At 75.3% G+C, this 24113-nt stretch carries 22 protein-coding genes; 11 read left to right on the forward strand and 11 right to left on the reverse strand.

Annotated features, from left to right (window positions below; all coding sequences use genetic code 11):
* Positions 1-49: 49 nt before the first annotated feature.
* From DMP15_RS15810 to DMP15_RS15820, 3 genes are read right to left on the reverse strand one after another with little or no spacing between them, the layout of a single operon-like run.
* Complete coding sequence (locus DMP15_RS15810) at positions 50-685, reverse strand: class I SAM-dependent methyltransferase (RefSeq protein WP_100877738.1); 636 nt, start codon at positions 683-685, stop codon at positions 50-52.
* Entirely contained in the window at positions 678-2198 is a 1521-nt protein-coding gene (locus DMP15_RS15815; RefSeq protein WP_337826083.1) for an amidohydrolase, read from the reverse strand. Before DMP15_RS15815 ends, DMP15_RS15810 begins: the two co-directional genes overlap by 8 nt.
* A gap of 5 nt (positions 2199-2203) precedes the next feature.
* Complete coding sequence (locus tag DMP15_RS15820; protein ID WP_337826084.1) at positions 2204-3781, reverse strand: phosphatase PAP2 family protein; 1578 nt, start codon at positions 3779-3781, stop codon at positions 2204-2206.
* Positions 3782-3823: 42 nt separating this feature from the next.
* Between DMP15_RS15820 and pafA the strand changes: the two genes are divergently transcribed.
* Complete coding sequence (gene pafA, locus DMP15_RS15825) at positions 3824-5185, forward strand: Pup--protein ligase (RefSeq protein ID WP_073574841.1); 1362 nt, start codon at positions 3824-3826, stop codon at positions 5183-5185.
* A 42-nt stretch (positions 5186-5227) separates the two neighbouring features.
* Here pafA and glsA (DMP15_RS15830) read toward each other — a convergent pair whose 3' ends face one another.
* From glsA (DMP15_RS15830) to DMP15_RS15850, 5 genes are all read right to left on the reverse strand, one after another.
* Positions 5228-6223 (reverse strand): glutaminase A, encoded by a 996-nt coding sequence (gene glsA, locus DMP15_RS15830; RefSeq protein WP_337826085.1) that lies wholly within the window; start codon positions 6221-6223, stop codon positions 5228-5230.
* 51 nt (positions 6224-6274) lie between these two features.
* Positions 6275-6913: a DUF6226 family protein gene (locus tag DMP15_RS15835; RefSeq protein WP_337826086.1), complete on the reverse strand. Its 639-nt coding sequence runs from the start codon at positions 6911-6913 to the stop codon at positions 6275-6277.
* Between the two features lie 111 nt (positions 6914-7024).
* Positions 7025-8113 carry a sugar-transfer associated ATP-grasp domain-containing protein gene (locus DMP15_RS15840; RefSeq protein WP_337826087.1) on the reverse strand — a complete coding sequence of 363 codons (1089 nt, stop codon included), beginning with the start codon at positions 8111-8113 and terminating at the stop codon, positions 7025-7027.
* 64 nt (positions 8114-8177) lie between these two features.
* Positions 8178-9227, reverse strand: coding sequence for a glutaminase A (gene glsA, locus DMP15_RS15845; protein ID WP_337826088.1), 1050 nt, complete (start codon positions 9225-9227; stop codon positions 8178-8180).
* 64 nt (positions 9228-9291) lie between these two features.
* Positions 9292-9531: a hypothetical protein gene (locus DMP15_RS15850; RefSeq protein WP_073574845.1), complete on the reverse strand. Its 240-nt coding sequence runs from the start codon at positions 9529-9531 to the stop codon at positions 9292-9294.
* Between the two features lie 174 nt (positions 9532-9705).
* Between DMP15_RS15850 and DMP15_RS15855 the strand changes: the two genes are divergently transcribed.
* The 8 genes from DMP15_RS15855 to DMP15_RS15890 all read left to right on the forward strand — a co-directional run bounded on the left by DMP15_RS15855 (position 9706) and on the right by DMP15_RS15890 (position 19335).
* On the forward strand, positions 9706-10698 hold the full coding sequence (locus tag DMP15_RS15855; RefSeq protein ID WP_100880470.1) for a helix-turn-helix transcriptional regulator: 993 nt from the start codon (positions 9706-9708) through the stop codon (positions 10696-10698).
* Complete coding sequence (locus DMP15_RS15860; RefSeq protein WP_337826089.1) at positions 10695-11726, forward strand: helix-turn-helix transcriptional regulator; 1032 nt, start codon at positions 10695-10697, stop codon at positions 11724-11726. The genes DMP15_RS15855 and DMP15_RS15860 overlap by 4 nt, the downstream gene beginning before the upstream one ends.
* 161 nt (positions 11727-11887) lie before the next feature.
* On the forward strand, positions 11888-12181 hold the full coding sequence (gene tatA / locus DMP15_RS15865) for a Sec-independent protein translocase subunit TatA (RefSeq protein ID WP_073574847.1): 294 nt from the start codon (positions 11888-11890) through the stop codon (positions 12179-12181).
* 61 nt (positions 12182-12242) lie between these two features.
* Positions 12243-13238 (forward strand): twin-arginine translocase subunit TatC, encoded by a 996-nt coding sequence (gene tatC / locus DMP15_RS15870; protein WP_139282777.1) that lies wholly within the window; start codon positions 12243-12245, stop codon positions 13236-13238.
* Between the two features lie 103 nt (positions 13239-13341).
* Positions 13342-14088, forward strand: coding sequence for a UMP kinase (gene pyrH, locus DMP15_RS15875; RefSeq protein WP_062395067.1), 747 nt, complete (start codon positions 13342-13344; stop codon positions 14086-14088).
* A gap of 73 nt (positions 14089-14161) precedes the next feature.
* A complete protein-coding gene (locus DMP15_RS15880; protein ID WP_337826090.1) occupies positions 14162-17068 on the forward strand; it encodes a DEAD/DEAH box helicase in 2907 nt (968 codons plus the stop codon).
* Between the two features lie 63 nt (positions 17069-17131).
* Positions 17132-18001, forward strand: a complete 870-nt coding sequence (locus DMP15_RS15885; RefSeq protein ID WP_337826091.1) for a DUF4333 domain-containing protein — start codon at positions 17132-17134, stop codon at positions 17999-18001.
* Between the two features lie 68 nt (positions 18002-18069).
* A complete protein-coding gene (locus DMP15_RS15890; protein ID WP_073574850.1) occupies positions 18070-19335 on the forward strand; it encodes a GNAT family N-acetyltransferase in 1266 nt (421 codons plus the stop codon).
* Positions 19336-19360: 25 nt separating this feature from the next.
* Here the strand turns inward: DMP15_RS15890 and DMP15_RS15895 are convergent, their stop codons facing one another.
* Positions 19361-20146 carry an SAM-dependent methyltransferase gene (locus tag DMP15_RS15895; RefSeq protein WP_337826092.1) on the reverse strand — a complete coding sequence of 262 codons (786 nt, stop codon included), beginning with the start codon at positions 20144-20146 and terminating at the stop codon, positions 19361-19363.
* A 66-nt stretch (positions 20147-20212) separates the two neighbouring features.
* Here DMP15_RS15895 and DMP15_RS15900 point away from each other — a divergent pair, with 66 nt between their 5' ends.
* Positions 20213-20815, forward strand: a complete 603-nt coding sequence (locus tag DMP15_RS15900; protein ID WP_301548889.1) for a helix-turn-helix domain-containing protein — start codon at positions 20213-20215, stop codon at positions 20813-20815.
* Positions 20816-20818: 3 nt separating this feature from the next.
* Here DMP15_RS15900 and DMP15_RS15905 read toward each other — a convergent pair whose 3' ends face one another.
* Together DMP15_RS15905 and DMP15_RS15910 are read right to left on the reverse strand one after the other, a co-directional pair.
* Positions 20819-22156 carry a M20 family metallopeptidase gene (locus DMP15_RS15905; RefSeq protein WP_337826093.1) on the reverse strand — a complete coding sequence of 446 codons (1338 nt, stop codon included), beginning with the start codon at positions 22154-22156 and terminating at the stop codon, positions 20819-20821.
* Positions 22153-23118: a 5'-3' exonuclease gene (locus DMP15_RS15910; protein WP_073574851.1), complete on the reverse strand. Its 966-nt coding sequence runs from the start codon at positions 23116-23118 to the stop codon at positions 22153-22155. The genes DMP15_RS15905 and DMP15_RS15910 overlap by 4 nt, the downstream gene beginning before the upstream one ends.
* Before the next feature lie 71 nt (positions 23119-23189).
* On the opposite strand from DMP15_RS15910, the gene DMP15_RS15915 reads away from it, so the two are divergent.
* The gene (locus DMP15_RS15915) at positions 23190-24041 is read left to right on the forward strand and encodes a GAF and ANTAR domain-containing protein (protein ID WP_443217631.1); all 852 of its coding nucleotides are present in this window, start codon (positions 23190-23192) and stop codon (positions 24039-24041) included.
* Positions 24042-24113 lie beyond the last annotated feature (72 nt).

The following is a 24113-nucleotide window of genomic DNA, read 5'->3' on the forward strand; positions in this document are numbered from 1 at the left end:
GCCGGCCGGTGCGACGGCATCCGCACCTGCGCCGCCCCCGGCCGGACGGTCAGGGGCGGCGCAGGACGTGCAGGTCCACCCCGCCCGGCAGTCTGCCGGATGTGACCGTCCAGGTCTCCCGGGCCGCGTCGAGCCAGCGCGGCGCCTCGGGGCGCCCCGGGTCGGCCAGCCACACCTGCCCGTCCGGGCCGGTCACCCGCGGCAGCAGCGCGGTGAGCGCGTCCGCGGCGGCCGCGCCGTAGAGCACGTCGGCGGCCAGGACCAGGTCCCAGCCGCGGCCGGTGAGGGCGTCGCCGGTGCCGTCGAACGCGGCGACCGCCGTCGCGACCCGCAGCCCGGCGCGGCGCGCGGTCGCCGCCACCCACCCCGGTGCGACGGGCGAGCGGTCGGTCGCGAGCACCGGGTGTGCCCCGGCCCGGGCGGCCACCAGCGACGGCAGACCCAGCCCGCAGCCCAGCTCGAGCACCGAGCGTCCGGCCAGCAGGTCGGGACCGGCGTCGTCCAGCGCCGTCGCCAGCGCCCGCCCGGACGGCCACAGCCGTGCCCAGTGCGGCGGGTGCAGCTCCTCCACACCCTCGCCGACGGCGACCGGGTCGAACGCGACGGCCTCCGGGTCGGCGGGACGCAGCAGGTCCAGCGGCCCGCCCGGGAGCCCGACCCGCTCGTGCACCCCCGGGTCAGACACCGGCGCGGTGGGTGAACCGGCCGCCGACGAGCGTCGCCGCGACCGGCATGGCCCGCAGTGTCGCCGGGTCGCAGGAGGTCGGGTCGGCGTCGGTCAGCACGAGGTCGGCGGGCGCGCCCACGACGACCGCGGCGGCCGAGCCGTCGACCACCCCGAACGACGCACCCAGCGCGATCGCCCGGTCGATCTCCTGCTCGGGGTGCCAGCGGTCCCGGTCGTCGGCGGTGCGGTGCACGGCCGCGGCGAGCGCGATCCACGGGTCCAGCGGCGCCACCGGGGCGTCGGAGCCGAGCGCGAGGCGGGCCCCGGCGCGATGGAGCGTCGCGAACGCGAACGCCCGGCCGGTGCGGCCCGCCCAGAGCCGGTCGGCGACGTCGCGGTCGTCGAGGGCGTGCTCGGGCTGCACGCTCGCGACCAGGCCGAGCCCGGCGAAGCGGGGCACGTCGTCGCCGGTGAGCAGCTGGGCGTGCTCGACCCGCCCGCGGGCCCCGGTCCCGGCGAACGCGTCGAGGACCAGGGTGTTGGCGTGGTCGCCGATGGCGTGCAGGGCCGCGGTGAGCCCACCCGCGTGCGCCCGGGCCAGCAGCGGCCGCAGCTGTGCCGGCGGGACCAGCAGCAGCCCGCACGGGTGCTCGAGGGGATTCTCCGGCGGCGCGGGGTAGGGGTCGTAGCAGTAGGCGGTGCGGGTGTTGAGCGACCCGTCGGTGATCACCTTCAGCGGGCCCGCGGTGAGCAGGCCCCCGGTGCCCTCGACGACGTCGCCGCTGCGCAGCCCGGTGGCCAGGGCGTCGTCGAGGCGGTCGGGCCACACCGACGCCTCGACCCGCAGCCCGGTCGTGCCGCCGGCGATCCGGCGCCGCCAGTCCGGCAGCGACCACGGCGCCTCGAAGTCGACGACGCCGACCACCCCGCGCGCCGAGGCCGCGGTGACGGCGTCGGCGACGAACCCGTCGAGGGCCTCGGTCGGTGCGTCCTGGAGCGCGGGGGAGACGACGGCGAAGAACTCCGACTCCCGGATCCGGCCGGTCGGGTGCCCGCCGTGCCCGAAGCGGGCCAGCGCGGCGCCGTTGAGCCACCCCTGGTGCAGGTCCCCGGACACCAGCACGACCGGGGTGTCACCGGTGACCGGGTCGAGCAGCGAGCGGTGCGCCTCGTCGGGCCACAGCGCGTCGCGGAACCCGAACCCGACCAGCACCTCACCGGCGGCGGGCGGTGCGGTCGCCATCCGGGCCGCGACGAGTGCCACGGCGTCGGCGGCCGAGCGGGCGCCGGACACGTCGAGCCTGCGGCGGGCCAGCGCCCACTGCGCCATGTGCACGTGGTGGTCCCACAGCCCGGGGAGCAGCGCCCGCCCGTCGCACCCGACCACCTCGGCGCCGCCCGGGTCGAGCCCGGCGCCCACGGCGCGCACCCGGCCCCCGTCCAGGAGCACGTCGACGGGGTCGCCCAGGCCGTCGCAGCCGGGCCGCAGCGGCCGCACCGACCGCAGCAGCACGGTGCCTCCCGTCGGCACGCCGCTCATCCCTGGAACGGGCGGTCCCGCCCGGTCCAGCGGTCCTCGTCGCGGCGGTAGACCGGGATCGGCTTCTCGGCGACCCGGAAGGTATAGCGCCCGGCCTCCTCGACGACCTCGCCGTCGGTGGCCAGCATGCTCGGCTCCAGCAGCTCGACGTCGAGGCTGGGCACCTCCCGCTGGTGGTAGACCCGGCTGTGCCCCAGGGCCCCCAGGATCAGCGCGAGGACGACCCGCAGCCGGGAGAACCGCACGTCGGCGCGCAGCCAGCGGACGTCGAGCAGGCCCGAGTCCAGCGTCGGACGCCAGGCGGGCACCGCGCCGCGCGGGTGGTACGGGCCGTTGCCCACGAACAGGAACCAGACCTTGTACCAGCGGTCCCCGAGCCGGACCGAGATCTTCTCCGAGCGCTGCAGCACCGTGATCAGTGCCGCGGCGAACGCCGGCCACTTGCCGTAGCGCGGCTGCCACTGCTCGCGCAGCCGCACCAGCTCCGGGTAGGAGCCGATCGAGGCGGTGTTGATGAAGTAGCGGGTGCGGGTGACCGAGACGTCCTCGGGGTCGTCCAGGCGGCCCGGATGGGCCTCGACCAGGGCCAGGTCGACCGCGACGGCCTCGCCGGCCTGGGTGGCGTCGACGGCCTCCTGGGTGTCGTAGACACCGACGTCGCGGGCGAAGTGGTTCAGGGTCCCGCCGGGCACGACGACCAGCGGCAGGCCGTGCCGGTCCGCGACCGCGGCGGCGGTGGCGACGGTGCCGTCCCCGCCCGCGACGCCGACCGCCTGCACCCAGGAGCCGAGCCGGTCCAGGGCGTCGGTCAGCATGTCCTCGACCTTCACCCCGTCACCGACGACGAGGTGGTGCGCGGCGGGCAGCCGCTCGCGGACCTCCTCGGACACGTCCTGGTCGGGCGGCCCGGAGAACGGGTTCGAGACGATGACCAGGCCCTCGCCCTGCGGCAGGACCGGGACGGTGTCGATCGGGCGGGCGCGGGCCTCGTCGCTGGGACGCACCGGCCACCAGCGGTTCGTCAGTTTCGCCACGCCGGTGCCGATCGCCGCCCCGACGAGCACGTCGGAGGTCCAGTGCACGCCCACGTGCACCCGCGACCAGCCCACCAGCGCCGCCAGCGGCACCACGACCGGTGCGGCCCGGCGGTTCTCCATCACCACCGCGGTCGCGAACGCCGCGGCCGAGGCGGCGTGCCCCGACGGGAACGACGACGACGACGGCGGGTCGGCCACCGTCCGGTAGACGGGCAGCTCCGCCGCGGCCGGCCGCCGGCGCGGCAGCAACGGCTTGAGCAGCGCGTTCGCGGTGAGGCTGGTCAGCGCGATGGAGGCGACCCCGCGCATCGCCGCCTTGCGCCCGGCGCCGCGGCGCACCGCCATCAGCGCCGCGATGGTGAACCACAGCACGCTGTGGTCGGCGGTGCGGGTGAGCCGGCGCAGCGAGGTGTCCACCCGGCTCGGCGGACGGCTCGCGATGTAGTCGGTCACCGCCCGGTCGGCCCGGGAGACCGAGTCCACCCCGCGGTCCAGACGACGGGACCTGCGGGCGACGCGTTCGAACCATCCACTCACAGTCGTGACAGTAGAGGGGGTCGGGCGCCTACCCTGAACGGCATGCAGCGTCGGATCTTCGGGGTCGAGACGGAGTTCGGTGTCACGTGCACCTTCCACGGGCAGCGCCGACTGTCCCCGGACGAGGTGGCGCGCTACCTCTTCCGCCGGGTGGTGTCGTGGGGCCGGTCCTCCAACGTCTTCCTCCGCAACGGTGCCCGTCTCTACCTCGACGTCGGGTCGCACCCCGAGTACGCCACCGCGGAGTGCGACTCGCTGACCCAGCTCGTGTCGCACGACAAGGCCGGTGAACGGATCCTCGAGGACCTGCTCGTCGACGCCGAGCGGCGCCTGGTCGACGAGGGCATCGGCGGGGACATCTACCTGTTCAAGAACAACACCGACTCCGCGGGGAACTCCTACGGCTGCCACGAGAACTACCTCGTCGCGCGGCAGGGCGAGTTCTCCCGGATCGCCGACGTGCTCCTGCCGTTCCTGGTCACCCGCCAGCTCATCTGCGGTGCCGGGAAGGTCCTGCAGACCCCGCGCGGCGCCGTGTACTGCCTGTCCCAGCGGGCCGAGCACATCTGGGAGGGCGTCTCCTCGGCGACGACCCGGTCCCGGCCGATCATCAACACCCGCGACGAGCCGCACGCCGACGCCGAGCGCTACCGGCGGCTGCACGTGATCGTCGGCGACTCGAACATGTCCGAGGTGACGACCCTGCTCAAGGTCGGGTCGGCCACCCTGGTGCTGGAGATGATCGAGGCCGGCGTCCAGTTCCGGGACTTCACCCTGGACAACCCGATCCGCGCGATCCGCGAGATCAGCCACGACCTCACCGGGCGCCGCCCGGTGCGGATGGCCGGCGGCCGGGAGGCCTCCGCGCTGGACATCCAGCGCGAGTACCACGCCCGCGCCGTGGAGTACCTGGAGGCGACCGGGCACCCGGACCCGGCGATGGCGCGCGTCGTCGAGCTGTGGGGCCGCACCCTCGACGCCGTCGAGTCCCAGGACCTGTCGAAGATCGACCGGGAGATCGACTGGGCGATCAAGCACCGGCTGGTGGAGCGCTACCGGGCCAAGCACGACCTGGAGCTGTCCAGCGCCCGCGTCGCCCAGCTGGACCTGGCCTACCACGACGTCCGCCGTGGTCGCGGCCTGTTCGACATGCTGCAGCGCAAGGCGCTGGTCGACCGGGTCACCGACGACGGCGAGATCGAGGCCGCCAAGGACACCCCGCCGCAGACGACCCGGGCGAAGCTGCGCGGGGACTTCATCGCCGCCGCGCAGGCCGCCGGGCGGGACTTCACCGTCGACTGGGTGCACCTGAAGCTGAACGACCAGGCCCAGCGCACCGTGCTGTGCAAGGACCCGTTCCGTGCCGTCGACGAGCGGGTGGACCGCCTGATCGCCTCGCTCTGACCGCGGCCCCGGGGTGGGTGGACACCCACCCCGGGGTACGGCTCAGTCGGGCTGGGCGATCCGACCGAACCGCGATTCCTCCGGATCGGCGAACACGTGCAGCCCGAACCGTGACGACAGCTCCCGGCAGACCGCGACGCCGCGCACCGAGTTCCCGTGCCGGTCCAGGCCGGGGGAGTACACCCCCAGCCCGAACCAGCTCGGCAGCACCCCCATGATCCCGCCGGACACCCCGCTCTTGGCCGGGATGCCGACGTCGTGCGCCCACTCGCCTGCGGCGTCGTACATCCCGCACATGCTCATCACACTGATCACCGTGCGCAGGTGCTCGCGGGGCAGCGCCCGTTCCCCGGTCAGCGGGTTGACCCCGCCGTGGGCCAGCGTGGCGCCCATCGTCGACAGCTCCGGTGCGGTGACCGTGATCGAGCAGGCGGCGAGGTAGACGTAGAGGGTGTCGTCGATGTCGCCGTGCAGCATGCCCAGGCTCCGCATGAGGTAGCTGAGCCCGAGGTTGCGGTCGTTGGAGACCAGCTGCTCGTCGAGGACCGCGCGGTCGATCTCCAGCGACGGGTTGCCGGTGTAGACCCGGTTGCGCTCCAGGAGCCGCTCGGCGCGTTCCTCCTTGGTGGCCCCCTTGACCATGTTCGCCGCGACCAGCGCCCCCGCGTTGATCATCGGGTTGAACGGGCGGTGGTGCGTCTCGTCGAAGGAGATGGAGTTGAACGGGTCCCCCGACGGCTCGACCCCGACCCGGCGCAGCGTCTCGGCCAGGCCGTTGTCCTCCAGCGCGAGCCCGTAGGTGAAGACCTTCGAGATCGAGTGCAGCGGGAAGCGGACCTCGCAGTCGCCGACCTGCCACTGCGTGCCGTCGACGTTCGTACCGGCCAGGCCGAACTCCTCGGCCCGGGCCTCCATCTCGGGCGGGTAGTAGCTGACGACCTCCTCGCCGGGCAGCAGGATCCCGCTGCCGGCGGTGCAGGTGCTGCGGAGGTCCTCGAACTGCTGCTGGACCAGTTCGCGTTCGGCCTGCGCGACCATCGGTGTCCCTTTCGTCGGGGGTGTCCGGTCGCACCGTAGCGAGCGCGCGGCTCAGGTGTGGCGCAGCGGCCAGGTCGCCCACACGACCGGAGCGTCACCCGGGCCGGCGCACACGGTCGCCCCACGGCCGTCGGACGTGGCGTCGGCGACGGTCTCCCCGGACGACGACCTGCCGCGGTGCGGTCCGAGCGCGTGCCCGACCCACGTGACGCCGTCGCGACGGGTGCACCACTCCCGGAACGTCCCGGCGACGACCGCCGCGACGGTGTGCTCGAGCTCGTCGGCGACCTGCGACCAGGTGTCGTCGCAGGCGTCGCACCCGCACGGCGGCAGGTGCGCGGACAGCAGGTGCCCGGCCCGGACGACGACGCCCGGGAAATCCGTCCACACCAGGGTCACCGTGGCCGCGTCCGGGTCGCGCGGGCGCAGCGTCGCCACCCGGACCGCGCCCGGCTCGTCCCGGACGGGGGCGTCCTCGTGCTCGACATCGACGTCGTAACGGGCGGCCAGGTGCGCGACGACGGCGTCGGCGACGGTGTGCAGCGGCCGGAACCGCTCGGAGTGGGTCACCACCGAGTAGCTGTCCTCCGGCGGGCCGTCCGGACCCCAGCGGCTCCCGTGCGGGACGACCGTGCCGGTGGCGTCGTGGAACACGGCGGCCGGCACGTCGGGTCGCCGGTAGGTGTCCATGCCCCGCAGGGTGCCGGACCCCGCGGGGCGGCCGCACCCGGATTTCCCTGGCCCGGCTCGGCCATGACACCGGAGCGTCGTCCCCCGGCCGGGGGCGTCCGGCGACCGAACCTACGGGCCGGGCCGCCGCGGGGCCGGGATCCGGGCCGCGGGTCGCCACAGCCGTTCCCAGCCCATGTCCGCGAAGCAGGGGCCCTGGGTGGCCTCGGAGAACTTGATGTCGTTGTGTCCGGCGTTCCACTCCAGTACGACGGGCCGTTCGTCGGCGTCGACGGCCAGGTCCCACCCCACGCAGCGCGCGAACGGCATCCCCCGGTGCAGCTCCAGCACCGCCGCGACGCACCCGTCGAAGCCCGGCACGGTGGTCCCCGTGAACTCCGCGCCGGAGTCGGGGTGGGCATCGACGCGCGTCCAGCGCGGGGTCAGGCCGTGGTCGGCGAGCCGGCCGGTCGTGGTGTCCACGGCGACGCGCACGTGGCTGGCGGAGCGCACGTGGGTGTCGGCGGCGCGCCCGAACCGCAGGTAGGCGGCCCGGACCGAGGCGACGCCGTCGTCGGTCACGACGGTGGTGACCCGCATCGTCGCCACCGAGTCCGGGGTGAACCCCGCGAGCAGCGGGTGCTGGTCGACCCAGCTCTGGAACACCCCCGACGGCAGCCCGCCGAGCTGGTCGGGGTCGAACCCCGACCGGTGCAGCACCCGTACCCCGGCGCCCTGGATCGAGTCGTCGGACTTGAACACCGCCCGGTCGGAGCCGGCGAACAGCACCGACGCGAGCCCGGCGTGGTCGAGGTGGCGCAGGTCGCGGTCGTAGAGGCCGCCGTTGACCCAGTAGGCGACGTCGGCGAACAGGTCGGACTGCAGCACCCGCCGCGACAGCGGCTTGAGCTTCGAGACCTCGCCGTAGGGCCCCTGCACCGCGGGGAGCACGACCCGGCCGTAGTAGTTGTCGGGGATCCAGCCCTCCCGGAACTCCCCGGCCACCGCGGCGTAGACCCGCAGCCAGGGGGCGTAGCCGCGCCAGCCCAGCACGTCGCCGGCCCAGGCGTCGCACGCCCGGGCCGGCGCCGGGTCGGACGGACCGCGCTCGGCCTCGATCGCGGCGAGGATCGCCGCCGCCTCCCCGCGGTGGCGGCGGTGGAACCGGATGGCCCCGGCCCGGCGCAGCGCCCGGTCCGCGACGACGTCCAACGTGGCCATGCGTGCCCTGCTCCCGGTGTCGACGACGATGTCCCGCAGAGGACTCGTCCGCCGCGCCGGATCGTTAGAGCCCGTCGGGTAGCCAGCCGTCGCCGGAGGGGTACATCTCGGTCGCCTCCTCCCGCCGGCCCGGGCGCACGATCCGGCCCAGCCGCGACTCCGACGGGTCGGCGAACACGTGCAGCCCGAACCGGTCGGACAGCTCCCGGCACACCGCGATCCCGCGCACCGAGTTGCCGTGCCGGTCCAGCCCGGGGGAGTAGACGCCGACCCCGATCGCGTCCGGGATCGCCGCCAGGATCGCCCCGGACACGCTCGACTTGGCCGGGATGCCGACCTCGTAGGCCCACTGCCCGGCGGCGTCGTACATGCCGCACATGCTCATCACGCTGAGCACGTCACGGGTGTAGCTCCGCGGCAGCGCAGGCACCCCGGTGAACGGGTTCGCCCCGCCCCGGGCCAGGGTCGCCGCCATCGTCGACAGCTCCGCGGCGGTGACGGTCACCGAGCAGGCCGCCAGGTAGACGTACAGGTTGTCCTCGATGTTGCCGTGCAGCATCCCCAGGCTGCGCATCAGGTAGGACAGCGCGACGTTGCGGTCGTTGGAGACCAGTTGCTCGGCGAGGATGTCCTCGTCGACGGCCAGGTCGGGGTTGCCCGCGTAGATCCGCAGCCGGGTCAGCAGCCGCTCGACCTTCTCCTCCTTGGTGGCGCCGTGCACCAGGTTCACCGCGACCAGCGCCCCCGCGTTGATCATCGGGTTGAACGGGCGGTGGTTGACCTCGTCGAAGCTGATCGAGTTGAACGGGTCGCCGGAGGGCTCGACCCCGACCCGCAGCAGGACCTCCTCGCGGCCGTTGTCCTCCAGCGCCAGGCCGTAGGTGAACACCTTGGAGATCGAGTGCAACGGGAAGCGGACCCCGGCGTCGCCGACCTCCCACTGGGTGCCCTCGATGTCGGTGGCGGCCAGCCCGAACAGCTGCGCCTGCCCGGCCATCGACGGCGGGTAGTACGCGACGACCCGCCCGTCGGGCACCCTGCCGGGGCTCCCGACCGCCCGGTGCAGCTCCTCGAGCTGCCGCTGCACGATCGCGCGCTCGGCCTGCTGCTCCATCGGCGCCCCTCCTCGCGGACCGGTCCGTCCGGTGCGGAGCGCAAACTAGATCACCGGTGCCGGATCACTCGATCCCGGGCATGATCCGGCGGCGCAGCTCGGCCAGCTCGTCCTGTACCTCCGGGTCGGCCGGGCCCGCCTTCTCCGGCGCCGGGGCGATCCCCATCGACCGCAGCAGCCCGGTCGCGGCCGCGGCCGGGTCCCCGGTCTCCCCGAGCACCGGGTGCAGACCCTGGTCGGCCAGGTGGTGGAACACCAGGTTCACCACGGTCCACGGGTTGAACGTCTCCTGCTCACCGGACATGCGCCACCTCCACGTGCCGGTGCGGCCGCGGCGCCGCACCCGGGGTCGAGCCTTTTCCGTACGCGCGTCGCCGTCAACGACCCTGTCGCAGGATGAGACACCCCGGCGCGGTCCCGGGTGCCCGCGGCCCGGGGCGCCCGATCCCTCCCGTCCGGCCTGGCTACGATGCCCGTCGTGTCCTCCGCCCGCGCCGAGCGACTGGTCAACCTGGTGCTCTGCCTGATGTCGACGCGCCAGTACCTGTCCGCGGAGCGGATCCGGTCCATCGTCCCCGGCTACGCCGACGGCACCGGCGACGAGGCGTTCTTCCGGATGTTCGAGCGGGACAAGGCCGAGCTGCGCGAGCTGGGCGTGCCCCTGGAGACCGGCCACAACTCGGTGTTCGACACCGTCGAGGGCTACCGGATCGCCCGGGCCGACTACGAGCTCGGCGAGATCCACCTCGACCCGGACGAGGCGACCGTCGTCGCGCTGGCCGGGAACCTGTGGGACTCCCCGGAGCTGGCCGGCGCCGCGCACGGGGCGCTGGTGAAGCTGCGCGCCGCGGGCGTCGAGGTCGCCGAGACCCCGGCCGCGGCGATCCGGCCGGGCGCCGCCGCGGGCGAGCCGGCCCTCGCGCCGCTGCTGGGCGCGGTGCGCACCGGCCGCGTGGTCACCTTCGACCACCGCCGCGGCGGCCCCACCGGGGAGCTGGTGCGGCGGACCGTCGAGCCCTGGGGCGTGGTGTCGTTCCGGGGCCGCTGGTATCTGGTGGGCCACGACCGCGACCGCGACGACGTGCGCTGCTTCCGGCTCTCCCGCGTCGAGGGCCCGGTGCGTGCCGTCGGACCGGAGGGCGCGGTCACCGTGCCCGACGGTGTCGACCTGCGGGCGCTGGTGCGTGCCTCGGCGGGACCGCAGCCGGTGTCGGGCACCGCACGGGTCTGGGTCGCGGCGGGCCGCGCGGCCGGGCTGCGCCGCACCGGCCGCGAGCGCGGGCCACGCGAGCACGCCGGACGGCCGGGCGTGGAGATCGAGCTGGACCTGCGCGACCGGGGCACCGTCGCGCGGTGGCTGGCCGGGCACGGCCCGGACGTCGCCGTCCTCGACCCGCCGGAGCTGGCCCGCGCGGTGCGCGAGCTGTGGGAGGCCGCGCTCGGTGCCGATGCCCTCAGGACCCGCACGTGAGCCGCCAGGGCGTCGCCCAGCGCCTGCCCCGGCTGCTGTCGCTGGTGCCCTACCTGCGGGCGCACCCCGGGGTACCGGTCGCCGAGGCCGCCGCGGACTTCGGCGTCGACGAGCGGCAGCTGCGCAAGGACCTGGAGCTGCTGTGGATGTGCGGGCTGCCCGGTTACGGGCCGGGTGACCTGGTCGACCTGTCCTTCGCCGGGGACACCGTCGACGTCGTCTTCGACGCCGGGCTGACCCGGCCGCTGCGCCTGACCACCACCGAGGCGACCGCGCTGCTCGTGGCGCTGCGGATGCTGCACCAGACCGCCGGGGTGGTCGACTCCGACGCCGTCGGGCGGGCCATCGCGAAGGTCGAGGCCGCGGTGGGGGAGGCGGCCGGTCCGGGCGGTCTGGTCACCGTCGAGTCCGGGATCGGCGAGCGCGACACCACCGCGGTCGTGCGCCGGGCGCTCGACCGCGGGCGCGCGCTGCGCATCGTCTACTTCACCGCGGGCCGTGACGCGGTGTCCCGCCGCGACGTCGACCCCATGCGGCTGGTGGTCAGCGGCGGGCGCGGCTACCTGGAGGCGTGGTGCCGCCGCGCCGAGGACGTGCGGATGTTCCGCCTGGACCGGGTGGAGCAGGCCGAGGAGCTCGACGAACCGGCCCGCGCCCATCCCGAGGCCCGGCCCGTCGACGTCTCGCACGGGCTGTTCAGTCCGCGCGCCGAGCACCGGTACGCGGTCCTGGAACTCGGCCCGGACGCGCACTGGGTCGCCGAGTACTACCCGGTCGACGAGGTGCGCACCGGCGCCGGTGCGCTGGTCGAGGGCGACCCGCCGCCCGGCGCGCCGGACCCGGTGCCCGCCGCGGCGGGCGGCGACGACCGGCTGCGGGTGCTGCTCCGCTTCGCCGACGACGACTGGCTGGTCCGCCTGGTGCTGGGGCTCGGCGGCGCGGCCCGCATCGTCGAGCCCACGGAGCTGGCGACGGCGGTGCGCGAACGGGCCCGCGAGGCCCTCCGGATCGCCGACGCATCACCCTGAGTCACACCGGCCCCCCCCGGGAGGGGGAATGCGACAGGATGGCGACGACGGCATGAACACCGGGTGACCGGAGCCACGTCCCAGGACGGGGGGACCGGGCGACCGATTCGCCCGTGTCTACACTCGGTGTCGACCCGGCCCGATCGACGCGAGGTGGACCCATGCCCGGTGGCTACGAGTGGCTGATCATCATCGCCGTTCTGCTCCTGCTGTTCGGCGCGAAGAAGCTGCCCGAGATGGCGCGGTCGGTCGGTCAGTCCGCCCGCGTGTTCAAGGGTGAGATGAAGGGCCTCAAGGACGACGACGCCCGCAGCCGGCAGGCCGAGGAGCCCAAGCCCGCCCAGGAGCTGCCCGCCGCCGCACCGGCGCCGCAGCAGACCGCCCCGGCCCCGCAGCAGACGCCGCAGCAGCCGCCGGCACAGGCCACCGACCGGCCCGCCGGTCCGACCGCCTGAGGCACTCCATCCCGTGAAGGCACCGTTCCGTCGGAAGCGCAGGCTCAACCCCGACGGGACCATGACCCTGATCGAGCACCTCTACGAGCTGCGCAACCGGCTCGGCATCTCGCTCGCCGCGATCGTGGTGACGACGGTGTTCGGCTACATCTGGTTCGAGGTCTCGTTCTTCGGTTTCCCGAGCCTGGGTGAGCTGCTCAAGGAGCCGTACTGCTCGCTGCCGCCCTCGGCGCGCGCGTCGCTGACGGCCGACCCGAACGCCTGCACCCTGCTCGGCACCACCCCGTTCGACCAGTTCATGCTGCGCCTGAAGGTCGGGGCGACGGCCGGGGTGATCCTGGCCTGCCCGATCTGGCTCTACCAGCTGTGGGGCTTCATCACCCCGGGCCTGCTGAGGAAGGAGCGCCGCTACGCGCTGGGCTTCGTCTCGGTGGCCGCGGTGCTGTTCGTCGCCGGCGCGGTGCTCGCCTACCTGATCATCCCGCAGGCGCTCGGCTTCCTGCTGACCATCGGTAGCGAGATCCAGACGACGGCGCTGACCGGCACGTCGTACTTCTCGCTGGTCGTGAATCTGATCGTCATCTTCGGGGTCAGCTTCCTGATCCCGCTGCTGGTCGTCGCGCTCAACGCGGCCGGGGTCGTGTCCTACGACCTGCTCCGCCGCTCCCGGCGCGGTCTGATCTTCGGGCTGTTCTGCTTCGCCGCGATCGCCACGCCCGGCCAGGACCCGATCTCGATGCTGGCGCTGGCGTTCGCGCTGACGCTGCTGTTCGAGGGCGCCATCCAGGTCTGCCGGATCACCGACCGCCGCCGGGCCCGCCGCCGCGCCGCCGAGGGCTGGGACTCCCTGGACCCGGACGAGCCCTCGCCGCTGGACACCACGCCGTCGCCGCTCGAGGGGCCGTCCCGGCTCGAACCCCCCGCGCCGGTGTCGACCACCCGGGCCCCCGTCGTCGCCCCGGACCGCGGCACCGCGGGTGCGGGGAACGGCCGCACCGGGGGTGCCGGGACGAACGGGACCGCCCCCGAGCCGCCCCGCTACGACGACATCACCTGACCGGGGCCGGTGCCGCGGATCCCCCCGCGGCCCCGTCCGGCACGGCTCCGTAGGCTTGCCCACCGGATCGGGTCGGGCGGCACTGAGGAGCGGGTCGGGACAGATGAAGTACAACCGGGTGGTCATCAAGCTCAGCGGACAGGCGATGGCCGGTGCCGACGGCTTCGGGTTCTCCGCGCAGGCCCTGTCCCACCTCGCCGACCAGATCCGGCAGATGCGTGCGCTGGGGGTGCAGGTCGCGGTCGTCGTCGGCGGCGGGAACGTGTTCCGCGGCAACCGCTCCGAGACCTGGGGGATCGACCGCGTCGAGGCCGACAACATCGGCATGCTCGGCACCGTGATCAACGGTCTCCTGCTGCGCGGCAAGCTCTCCGCGGGTGGTGAGGAGAACGTCCGCGTCATGACGGCGATCCCGATCAACGCCGTCGCCGAGCCGTTCCTGCGGCTGCGCGCCAAGCGGCACCTGGAGAAGGACGCGATCCTGATCTTCTCCGGCGGCAACGGGCAGCCGTTCATCACCACCGACTACCCGAGCGTGCAGCGCGCCCTGGAGATCGGCGCGGACGCGCTGCTGGTGGCCAAGCACGGCACCGACGGCGTCTACGACACCGACCCGCGCACCAACCCCGACGCGCGCCGCTACGAGCGCCTGCCCTACGACGAGGTGCTGTCGCGCCGGCTGGCCGTGATGGACCAGACCGCGTTCATCCTGGCCCGCGACCACGGCCTGCCGCTGCACGTGTTCGACATCGAGAAGGACGGCCTGATGGCCGCGATCTGCCGTGGTGAGCACCACGGCACGGAGATCAACCCCGACATCGTCGAGGCGGAGTTCGCCCACCCGGAGTAGCCCGGCGGTGCCACGTGGCCCGGCTCACCCTGTGACGGAGCAGGGTGTCGGTGCCGTGTGACAGCCTGGGGCCGTGAATGGTTCCGCCGCCGACCCGGCCGCCGCGTACGCGGCGGCGAAGGCCCGCGCCGCCTATCCGCGGCTGGCCGAGTTCACCGGTCTGATGCCCTTCGACCTGGACCCGTTCCAGCGCGAGGCGTGCGAGGCACTGGAGGACGGCCACGGCGTCCTGCTCTGTGCGCCCACCGGCGCCGGCAAGACCGTCGCGGGTGAGTTCGCCGTGCACCTGGCCCTGTCCGAGGGCCGCAAGTGCTTCTACACCACGCCGATCAAGGCGCTGTCCAATCAGAAGTACGCCGACCTGGTCGCCCGCTACGGCGCGGACGCGGTCGGCCTGCTCACCGGTGACACCGCGGTGAACGGTGATGCCCAGGTGGTCGTGATGACCACCGAGGTGCTCCGCAACATGATCTACGCCGACTCCGACAAGGCGGCGAACCGGCGGCTGGACCACCTCGGCTACGTGGTGATGGACGAGATCCACTACCTGGCCGACCGGTTCCGCGGCGCGGTATGGGAGGAGGTCATCCTCCAGCTGCCCGAACACGTCGCGGTCGTCGGGCTCTCGGCCACGGTCAGCAACGCCGAGGAGTTCGGTGACTGGCTGGTCGAGGTCCGCGGCGACACCCGCGTGGTGGTCGACGAGCACCGCCCGGTGCCGCTGTGGCAGCACATGATGGTCGGGAACCGGCTGTTCGACATGTTCGGTGAGCGGAGCACCCCCGGCGGGCCCGGTGAGGTCGTCGTCGACCCGGAGCTGGTCCGCTACACCCGCGAGATGGCCCGGCGGGACTTCACCACCTCACGAGGCTCGGACCGGGCGGGCGACCGCGGGCCGCGCGGCCGGGGTGGTCCGCAGCGCGGCCGCACCCGGGGCGGGAAGACCGACTCCACGGCCGTCGTCGGGCGGGGGCCGCGCGGGGGCGGCCCGTCGCGCGGTGGGTTCCGGCCGCCGTCGCGGGTGCAGGTGATCGACCGGCTCGACCGCGAGGGGCTGCTGCCCGCGATCACGTTCGTCTTCTCCCGCGCCGGCTGCGACGCCGCGGTCGGCCAGTGCGTGCGGGCCGGGGTGCGCCTGACCGTGCCCGAGGAGGTCGACGAGATCCGCCGGATCGTCGAGAAGCACACCGGCGACCTACCGCAGGCCGACCTCGGCGTGCTCGGGTACTGGGAGTGGCGCGAGGCCCTCGAACGCGGCGTCGCCGCCCACCACGCCGGGCTGCTGCCGGCGTTCAAGGAGACCGTCGAGGAGCTGTTCGTCGCCGGCCTGGTGCGCTGCGTGTTCGCCACCGAGACCCTGGCGCTGGGCATCAACATGCCCGCCCGCACCGTCGTGCTGGAGCGGTTGGTCAAGTACAACGGCGAGGCCCACGTCGACCTCACCCCCGGCGAGTACACCCAGCTCACCGGGCGAGCCGGGCGGCGCGGCATCGACGTCGAGGGCCACGCCGTCGTGCTGTGGGCACCCGGCATGGACCCGGAGCAGGTCGGCGGGCTGGCCTCCACCCGCACCTACCCGCTGCGCAGCTCGTTCCGGCCGGTCTACAACATGTCGGTCAACCTGGTCGGGCGCCTGGGCACCGACGCCGCCCGCGAGCTGCTGGAACGCTCCTTCGGGCAGTTCCAGGCGGACCGGTCGGTGGTCGGGCTGGCCCGGCGGATCGACCGCAACACCGAGGCCCTGGACGGCTACCGGGAGGCGATGAGCTGCCACCTCGGCGACTTCGCCGAGTACGCCGACCTGCGTAGGCGCATCGCCGACCGGGAGAAGTCGCTGCGCCGCCAGAACACCGTCGCCGCCCGCGACGAGGCCTCGGCGTCGCTGCGCGAGCTGCGCCCCGGCGACGTGATCGCGGTGCCCTCGGGCAAGCGCGCCGGGATCGCCGTGGTGCTCGACCCGGGGATCGGGGCGCTGTCGGCCGCGGGCCGCGACGCCGAGGTCCGGCCGCTGGTGTGCACCGAGGACCGCTGGGCGGGACGGTTGTCGGCGGCGGACTTCCCGGACGCGGTAGAGGTGCTGGGCCGGATCACGCTGCCGAAGCGGGTCGAGCACCGGTCCCCGCAGGTCCGCCGGGACCTGGCCTCCTCGCTGCGTGCCTCCCGGCTGGGGGAGGGGCGCGCCCTCGGGCGTCGTCGCCGGCCCGGGGTGCAGGACGACCCGGAGCTGTCGACACTGCGCCGCGCCCTGCGCGCGCACCCCTGCCACGGCTGCGACGACCGCGAGGCGCACGCCCGCTGGGCGGAGCGGCACGCGAGGCTGGAGCGGGAGACCGAGACGCTGCGGCAGAAGGTGCGGGCCACGACGCACTCGTTGGCCCGGGCGTTCGACCGGATCCGGGCGCTGCTCGCCGAGCGCGGCTACCTCGTCCCGGCAGGGGAGGCCGAGCCCGGCGAGGAGGAGATCACCGCACACGGCCGGGTCCTGGCCCGGCTGTGGGGCGAGTCGGACCTGCTGGCCGCCGAGTGCCTGCGGCACGGCGCGTGGGAGGGCCTGGAGCCCGACGAACTGGCCGCGGTGGTCTCGGCGCTGGTCTACGAGTCCCGCCGCGACGACGCACCGATGCCGCGGCTGCCCACCGGCCCGGTGTCCGACGCGCTGGAGCGGACCGTGCGGCTGTGGGAGGAGCTCGACGCCGACCAGCGCCGGCACAAGGCCGAACGCACCCGCGCACCCGACCTGGCCTTCGCCTGGCCGATGCACCGGTGGGCGCGCGGCGAGTCCCTGGCACAGGTCCTGGAGGCCGCCGAACGGAACGGGCACGAGCTGTCCGCGGGCGACTTCGTACGCTGGACCCGGCAGGTCCTCGACCTGCTCGACCAGATCGCCGGGGTCGCCGGGCGGTCGAGCGCGGTCGGCAAGGCGGCCCACCGGGCCTCCGGTGCGGTCCGGCGCGGCGTGGTCGCGGCCGGTATGCAGTAGCAGTCACGAGCAGCACCAGCAGTCACGACGGCACGACGAGAGAGACGGGCGGACGAGTAGGCGATGAACAACCCGCAGGGACCGGACCGGCATCCCGAGGATGCCGCGGAGCGGACCGGGGAGATCCCCGCCTGGGGCACGCCACCGCCCGTCGGGTGGGGCGCCGACCCCGAGACCACCGGAGCCTGGTCCCCCGACCGCGACGACCGCGACGGCTGGGCCGCCCCCGGCGCCGGCGGCGCACCCGTGCAGGGCACCGGCGGCTGGGACGCCGTCCCGCCCGCGGGCGGACGCCACGGCGGCGACACCGGCGGCTGGGCCGCCCACGACGGAGCCGCCGGGGACCCGGCCCGCGGCGAGTCGCTGTGGGGCGACGAGGCGGGCTCCGACACCGGCACCGACGGCGGATGGGCCGTCCCGACCGGGCGCCGCGCCCGTCGCCGGGTCGTCGAGACCGGAGCCCCCACCGACGCCGTCCCCACGTCGTCACCCGGGTCGCCCTGGGCCGATGCGCAGACCACCGCGGCCGTCCCGGCCGACGGCGGGTCCGGGCCGGGCGGGTGGCAGAACCCCGGGCCCGGTGAGGACGAGCCCTGGGTCTCCCGGGACGCGGTCCGCTCCCCGTCGCGGACGCGGCTGTACATCCTGGCCGGGGTCGGCGCCGTGGTGGTGGCCGCACTCGTGGTCGGTGCCCTGTTCTGGGCGGGCGTGCTCGGCAGCGACCGGCTCGACCGCACCGCGCTGCAGGCCGGGGTCAACCAGGTCCTCACCCAGGACTACGGCCTGCAGGTCGGTGCGATCGCCTGCCCGGAGGACGTCGAGGTGTCGGCCGGCACGCAGTTCACCTGCCAGGCCGTCGTCGACGGCGAGCAGGTCGAGGTCCCCGTGGTCGTGACCAGCGACCAGGGCGACTACCAGGTCGGGCGGGTCTGACCGGGCTGCGGTGGCGGGCCGGGTAATCGGCTGGCGCACGGGGCGCGCGGACGCGAGGCTCGTCGGATGTGAGCCCCGATGACCCGTTCGCCCCGTACCCCGCCCCGCCGACCGTCGCCCCTCACACGGTCCGGACCCTGACCGACCCCGCCGACCGGCGCCGCGCGTTCGACCTGTTCCTGGGCACCCTGCACCACGGCCCGGTCACCGACGACGCGTGGGAGGCCCACGGGCAGGCCCCCGACGAGCACTGGCTCGGCGTCGCGGACCCCTCCGGTGCGCTCGTCGGGTCGGCGTACTCCTTCCCGACCCGGCTGACCCTGCCCGGCGGGGCCCGGGTCCCCGCCGCCGCGGTGAGCGGCGTCGGGGTGCGACCCGACCGGACCCGTGCCGGGCGCCTGACCGCGCTCATGCGCGCCCAGCTGACCGCGGCCCGCGACCGCGGCGACGTCGCCGCGGTGCTCCGCGCCTCGGAGGCCGGCATCTACGGTCGCTACGGCTACGGCGTCGCCTCCCGCGCCGACCAGGTCCGCGTCACGGCGGGGGCCGCGTGGCGCCCGGAGGCCCCGGCCGGGGGCACGGTGCGGATGCTCGACCCCGACGAGGCGACCGCGCTGCTGCCCGGCCTGCAGGAACGCCTCGCCGCGGACCGCCCGGGCGGGATGACACGCTCCGCGCGCTGGTGGCGGCGGGCGCTGCGCCCCGCGGGCCCGCCCGCCGGCGAGTACAAGGGCGTGGCGGTGCACACCGGCACCGACGGCGTCGACGACGGGTTCGTGGTGTGGGGTGTCGCGGAGGGCGACCTGGCCACCGGCGGCACGGACGAGGTCCGGCTGCAGCAGCTCTGGGCCGCCGGGCCCTCCGCGACCGCCGGGCTGTGGCGGTTCCTGACCGGCCTCGACCTGGCCGGCGCGGTGACGAGCTGGGCACGTCCCCTCGACGAGGACCTCGATCTGGTGCTGGCCGACTCCCGGGCCCACCGGGTCACCGGCCGCGGCGACGACCTGTGGCTGCGCCTGCTCGACCCGGACGCCGCGCTGCGGGCCCGCGCCTGGGGCCCCGGCGGACCGGTCGTGCTGCGGGTGCACGACGCGTTCCTCGGCGACACCGGCACCTGGCGTCTCGCCGACGGCGCCGCCGAGCCCGCCGCCGGCACCGATCCCGACCTGGAGTGCACCGTCGACGCACTGGCGGCGGCGTTCCTCGGCGACCGGTCGCCGTCGTCGCTGGTGGCGGCGGGCCGCTGGCGCGAGCACACCCCCGGCGCCCGGGTCCGGGCGGACGCGCTGTTCTCGGTGCCCGGACCGGCGCCGTGGTGCGGCACGTTCTTCTGAGCGTCCCCGCCCGCCACGCGGACGCTCAGGCCCGGCGGCGGGCCCGGACGACCGCGTCGTGGCCGGTCACCGTGCTGCCGTCGGGCAGCGTCACCGGCCGCGGCCGCGCGTCGGTGACCAGCACCTCCCACCGGTCCGGGTCGAGCGCACCGGCGAGCTCGTGCTCGTCGGGGAACAGCTCCGGCTCCGGCGGGCGCGGGATCCCGGCGGCCAGGTCGCGCGGGTGGTGCAGCACCAGCAGCAGCGTCCCACCGGGTGCGACGGCGTCGGCGAGCGCGGCGTACAGCGGGCGGCGCACGTCCGGGGGCAGGTGCAGGAACTGGGCGTTGACCAGGTCGTAGACGCCCGCGGCGGGCGGGTCGGAGCGCAGATCGGCGGCGGTGAGGGTGACCGCGTCGGCCCACCCGGCCCGCTGCACGGCGGCCCGGGCCCGCTCCACCGCGACGGGGGAGACGTCGACGGCGTCCACCCGCCAGCCCCGCGCGGCGAGCCAGACCGCGTCGCCGCCCTCCCCGCAGCCGACGTCGAGCGCCCGCCCGGGCGGCAGGTCCGCGGCCTCGGCGACGAGGGCGGCGTTGGCGTCGCCGCTCCAGATCTGCGGTCGGGTGTCGTAGTGGGCGTCCCAGAACGCCGCGGACCAGCGGTCCTCGGTCACGGTGGCTCCTCCGGTGGGTCGGGTGGGCGGGATGGGCGTCGCGGCAGCGGTGGTGGCGGTGGCGGTGGCGAGTCCGTGCACCCGGTCGTCCGCGACGAGCGCGGCGACCCGGCGCTCGGACGCGGCACCGAACGGGTCTGCGGGAGAGGAGGTCATGGCACCACCCTGCGCGCCGCAGCGCGGCACTGGCAAACATCGTTGCCGGGATGGCAAACTGTCGGAGTGGACGAGGCGATCGCGGACACCCTGGCCGGCGTCGGCCCCCGGCTGGCCGGGCTGCGCACCGCGCACGGCATGACCCTGGCCGACCTGTCGGAGGCCACCGGCATCTCGGTGAGCACGCTGTCGCGCCTCGAGTCCGGCGGGCGCCGTCCGACCCTGGAGTTGCTGCTCCCGATCGCGGCCGCCCACCAGGTGCCGCTCGACGAGCTCGTCGCCGCCCCACCGGTCGGCGACCCGCGGGTGCGGCTGCGGCCGCGCCGGGCCAACGGGATGACCGTCGTCCCGCTGACCGAGCGCCCCGGCGGGCTGCAGGCGTTCAAGATGCTCATCCCGTTCCGCGGCGACGAGCCCGACCCGCGGGTGCACGAGGGCTACGAGTGGCTCTACGTCCTCGACGGCAGGCTGCGCCTGGTCCTCGGCGGGCACGACGTCGTGCTCGGCGCCGGGGAGGCCGCCGAGTTCGACACCCACGTCCCGCACTGGTTCGGCTCCGCCGACCGCGACCGCGCCGTCGAGCTCCTCAGTCTGTTCGGCCCGCAGGGCGAGAAGATCCACACCCGCGCCGCGCCGCGTGAGCGCCGCACCGCAGGCCACGGAGGCTGAGCCTCAGTCGAAGAACGCGGGCACGTCCACCGGGCCGCCCGCCTCGGCGAACTCCGCCGCGACCGCCCCGCGCAGCGCCTCGTCGTACAGCAGGTCGGCCACCACCGTCGCCAGCCCGGCGGCGCCGTCGAGCACCGCGCGGTCCCCGGCCGCGCCCGCCGCGGCCTCGGCGAACCCGGTGGTGTGCAGCGCGGTGCCCGGCTCCGCGATCGCGATCATCGGATGGATCGACGGCACCCGCAGCGAGACGTTGCCCAGGTCGGTCGACCCGGTCTCGGACTCCGGCACCACCCCGCGCGGGTACACCGTGCGCCCCCGCCCGGCCTGGTGCACCGCCCAGCGCGCGGCGAGGGTCCGGTTGTGGCGGATCGGCAGGTACGGCGGGCGCGGGTCCCACTCCAGGGTGTGGCCGCAGCCGGTCATCGCCGCCGCCGCGACGGCGATCGCCTCCACCCGCGTGGTCAGGTCCCGCAACGTCTCCGGGCGCTGCGAGCGCAGGTAGTAGCGCGCCGACGCCCGCTCCGGCACGACGTTGGGCGCCTGCCCGCCGTCGACGACGACGCCGTGCACCCGGTCGGCGTCGGGGATGTGCTGGCGCAGCATCGCGATCCCCTGGTAGCCCAGGACGACCGCGTCCAGGGCGTTGCGGCCCCGGTGCGGCTGGGCCGAGGCGTGCGCGGCGACCCCGTGGTAGATGACCTCCAGCTGGCGGCGCCCCAGGAACGGGTGGTCGGCGATGTCGTGGGCGAACGGGTGCAGCATCACCGCGGCGTCGACGCCGTCGAACGCACCGTCGCGGGCCATCGTCTCCTTCCCGCCGCCGCCCTCCTCCGCCGGCGTGCCGAGCAACACCACGGTGCCGCCCACCGGGTGCGCGGCGAGCACCCGCGCCAGCGCCAGGAACGCGCCCACCGCCGCCGAGCAGATCACGTTGTGCCCGCAGGCGTGCCCGATGCCGGGCAGCGCGTCGTACTCGGCGAGCACCGCGACCGTCGGGCCGTCCCCGGAGCCGAGCGTCGCCCGCAGCGCCGTGTCCAGCCCGTGCACGCCGACGGCGGCGTCGACCCCGTGCCCGGCCAGCAGCGCGGCCACCGCGGCGACCGAGCGGTGCTCGGAGAACGCGGTCTCCGGGTGGGCGTGCAGGTCGTGCGACAGCGCCAGCAGCTCGTCCCGCAGCTCCTCGACCGCGGCCGCCACCGCCTCCCGCACCGCGGCGGGGGCGCCGTCGTGGGGGGAGGTGATCGGGTCGGCCGCCGCCGCGCGCACCGCGGTCTCCCGGGCCACGGCCTCGTCGTACGCCGACGACGGCGGGACCGGCAGCCCGTGGTCCGGGCAGGTCACGACGACGCCGCCGCGTCCAGCGCCTTCCGCAGCCGGCCCACCGACGACTCCAGACCCCACCGCCGTGCCAGCTCGTCGAGCCGGTCCGGGTCGGCGAACGACGCCGGGAGCACGTCGTCGCGGCTCAGGTCGACCTCGGCGTCGGTCCGCACCCGCACCACCGGCTCGACGACGTCGAGGTAGTCCCGCGCCGCCGCCAGCTTCGCCCGCGGCCCCGCCCCGATCCGGGCGTCGCCGTCGCCGACCGCGGCCAGCAGCTCCGCCCACGAGCCGAACCGGCCGACCAGCGTCGCCGCCGTCTTCGCACCGACCCCGGGCACGCCGGGCAGCCCGTCGGAGGGGTCCCCGCGCAGCATCGCCATCTCCGCGTACGCCGCGCCCGCCCGCTCCCGGGGCACCCCGAACTTCTCCGCGACGTCGTCCGGGCCCAGGTTCTCGGCCTTGTTCAGCCCGCGGCCGATGTAGAGCAGCCGCACCGGCGGGGCGTCGCGCACGATCTGCATGAGGTCCCGGTCCCCGGACACCCCCAGCACCGGGTCGGAGGCCTCCCGGTGGGCCAGGGTCCCGATCACGTCGTCGGCCTCGCAGCCCACGGCCCCGCCGGTCGCGATCCCCGCCGCGGCCAGCACCTCCATGATCAGCGGTACCTGCGGGGCGAGGGTGTCCGGCACCTCCTCGGGCACGCCGGCCGGCACCTCGTCGCCGGCCCGGCCCGCCTCCACCCGGTGCGCCTTGTACGACGGCAGCGCGTCCACCCGGAACGCCGGCCGCCAGTCCAGGTCGAGGCAGGCCACCAGCCGCACCGGGCGGTGCTCGGTGACCAGCCGCGCGATCATGTCGGTGAACCCGCGCACCGCGTTCACCGGCGTCCCGTCCGGCGCGGTGACGCTCTCCGGCACGCCGAAGTAGGCACGGAAGTACATGCTCGCGGAGTCCAGCAGCATCAGCGGGCGCTCACTCATGCCGCGAGTCTGGCACCGTCGCCGTACCCGGGTGGGCGCCGCACCCGCGCGGACCGTGCAGAATGCCCGGTGTGGAGAACAGCGGAACCACCACGAACAGCGGACCTGCTGCGGTCACCGGGCGCGACGACTGGACCGCCGAGCGGGACCTGTTCGTCGTCACCGAGCAGCGCGGTGGCCCCGCCGAGGACGCCCTGGCCGACACCGGCCCGCTCGCCCGCGAGTTCGCCGCCCTCACCGGCGCCCTGCTCGCCTCCGGCTCGGTCGCCGACGTCCTCGCCCGGGTCGTCGCCGCGGTCCGCCGGGTCGTGCCCGGCGCGGACATGGTCAGCGTCACCCTCCGCGACGACGACGGCCGCTTCCACACCCCCGTCGAGACCGACCCCGCCGCCTCGTCGATCGACGAGGCCCAGTACACCAGCGGCCGCGGCCCCTGTGTCGAGGCCGCCCGCGCCGACGGCCCCGCGCTGGCCTCCTCCGACGACCTCGCCGCCGAGAGCCGCTGGAGCGACTTCGCCCACGCCGCCGTCGAGCACGGGTTCCACTCGGTGCTGGCGGTCTCGCTGATCCCCGACGCCGAGCCGCCGCGGCTGCCCGGCGCGCTCAACGTCTACGCCACCGACCGCCGGGCGTTCACCTCCGCCGACCGCGACCGCCTGATGCTGCTCGCCACGCACGCGTCGCTGGCCCTGGCCACCTGCGTCGCCGTGTCCGACGCCGGGCTCCAGGAGACCCAGCTGCGCCAGGCGATCGCCTCGCGCGACGTGATCGGCCAGGCCAAGGGCATCCTGATGGCGCGCCGCGGGCTCACCGCCGAGGAGGCCTTCGACGTGCTCCGCCGCACCTCCCAGGACCTCAACGTCAAGCTCGTCGAGCTCGCCGGGACCGTCACCGCGCACCCCACCGCACTCGACACCGACTGACCCGCGCTCCGGCTCCGCAGGCGTCCGGTCACGCAGCGCGTCCGGACGCCCACCGGCCTCCGCCCGGCCCAC

It is taken from the genome of Pseudonocardia sp. UM4_GMWB1, from assembly GCF_017312155.1.
Taxonomy (GTDB): Bacteria; Actinomycetota; Actinomycetes; order Mycobacteriales; family Pseudonocardiaceae; genus Pseudonocardia; species Pseudonocardia alni.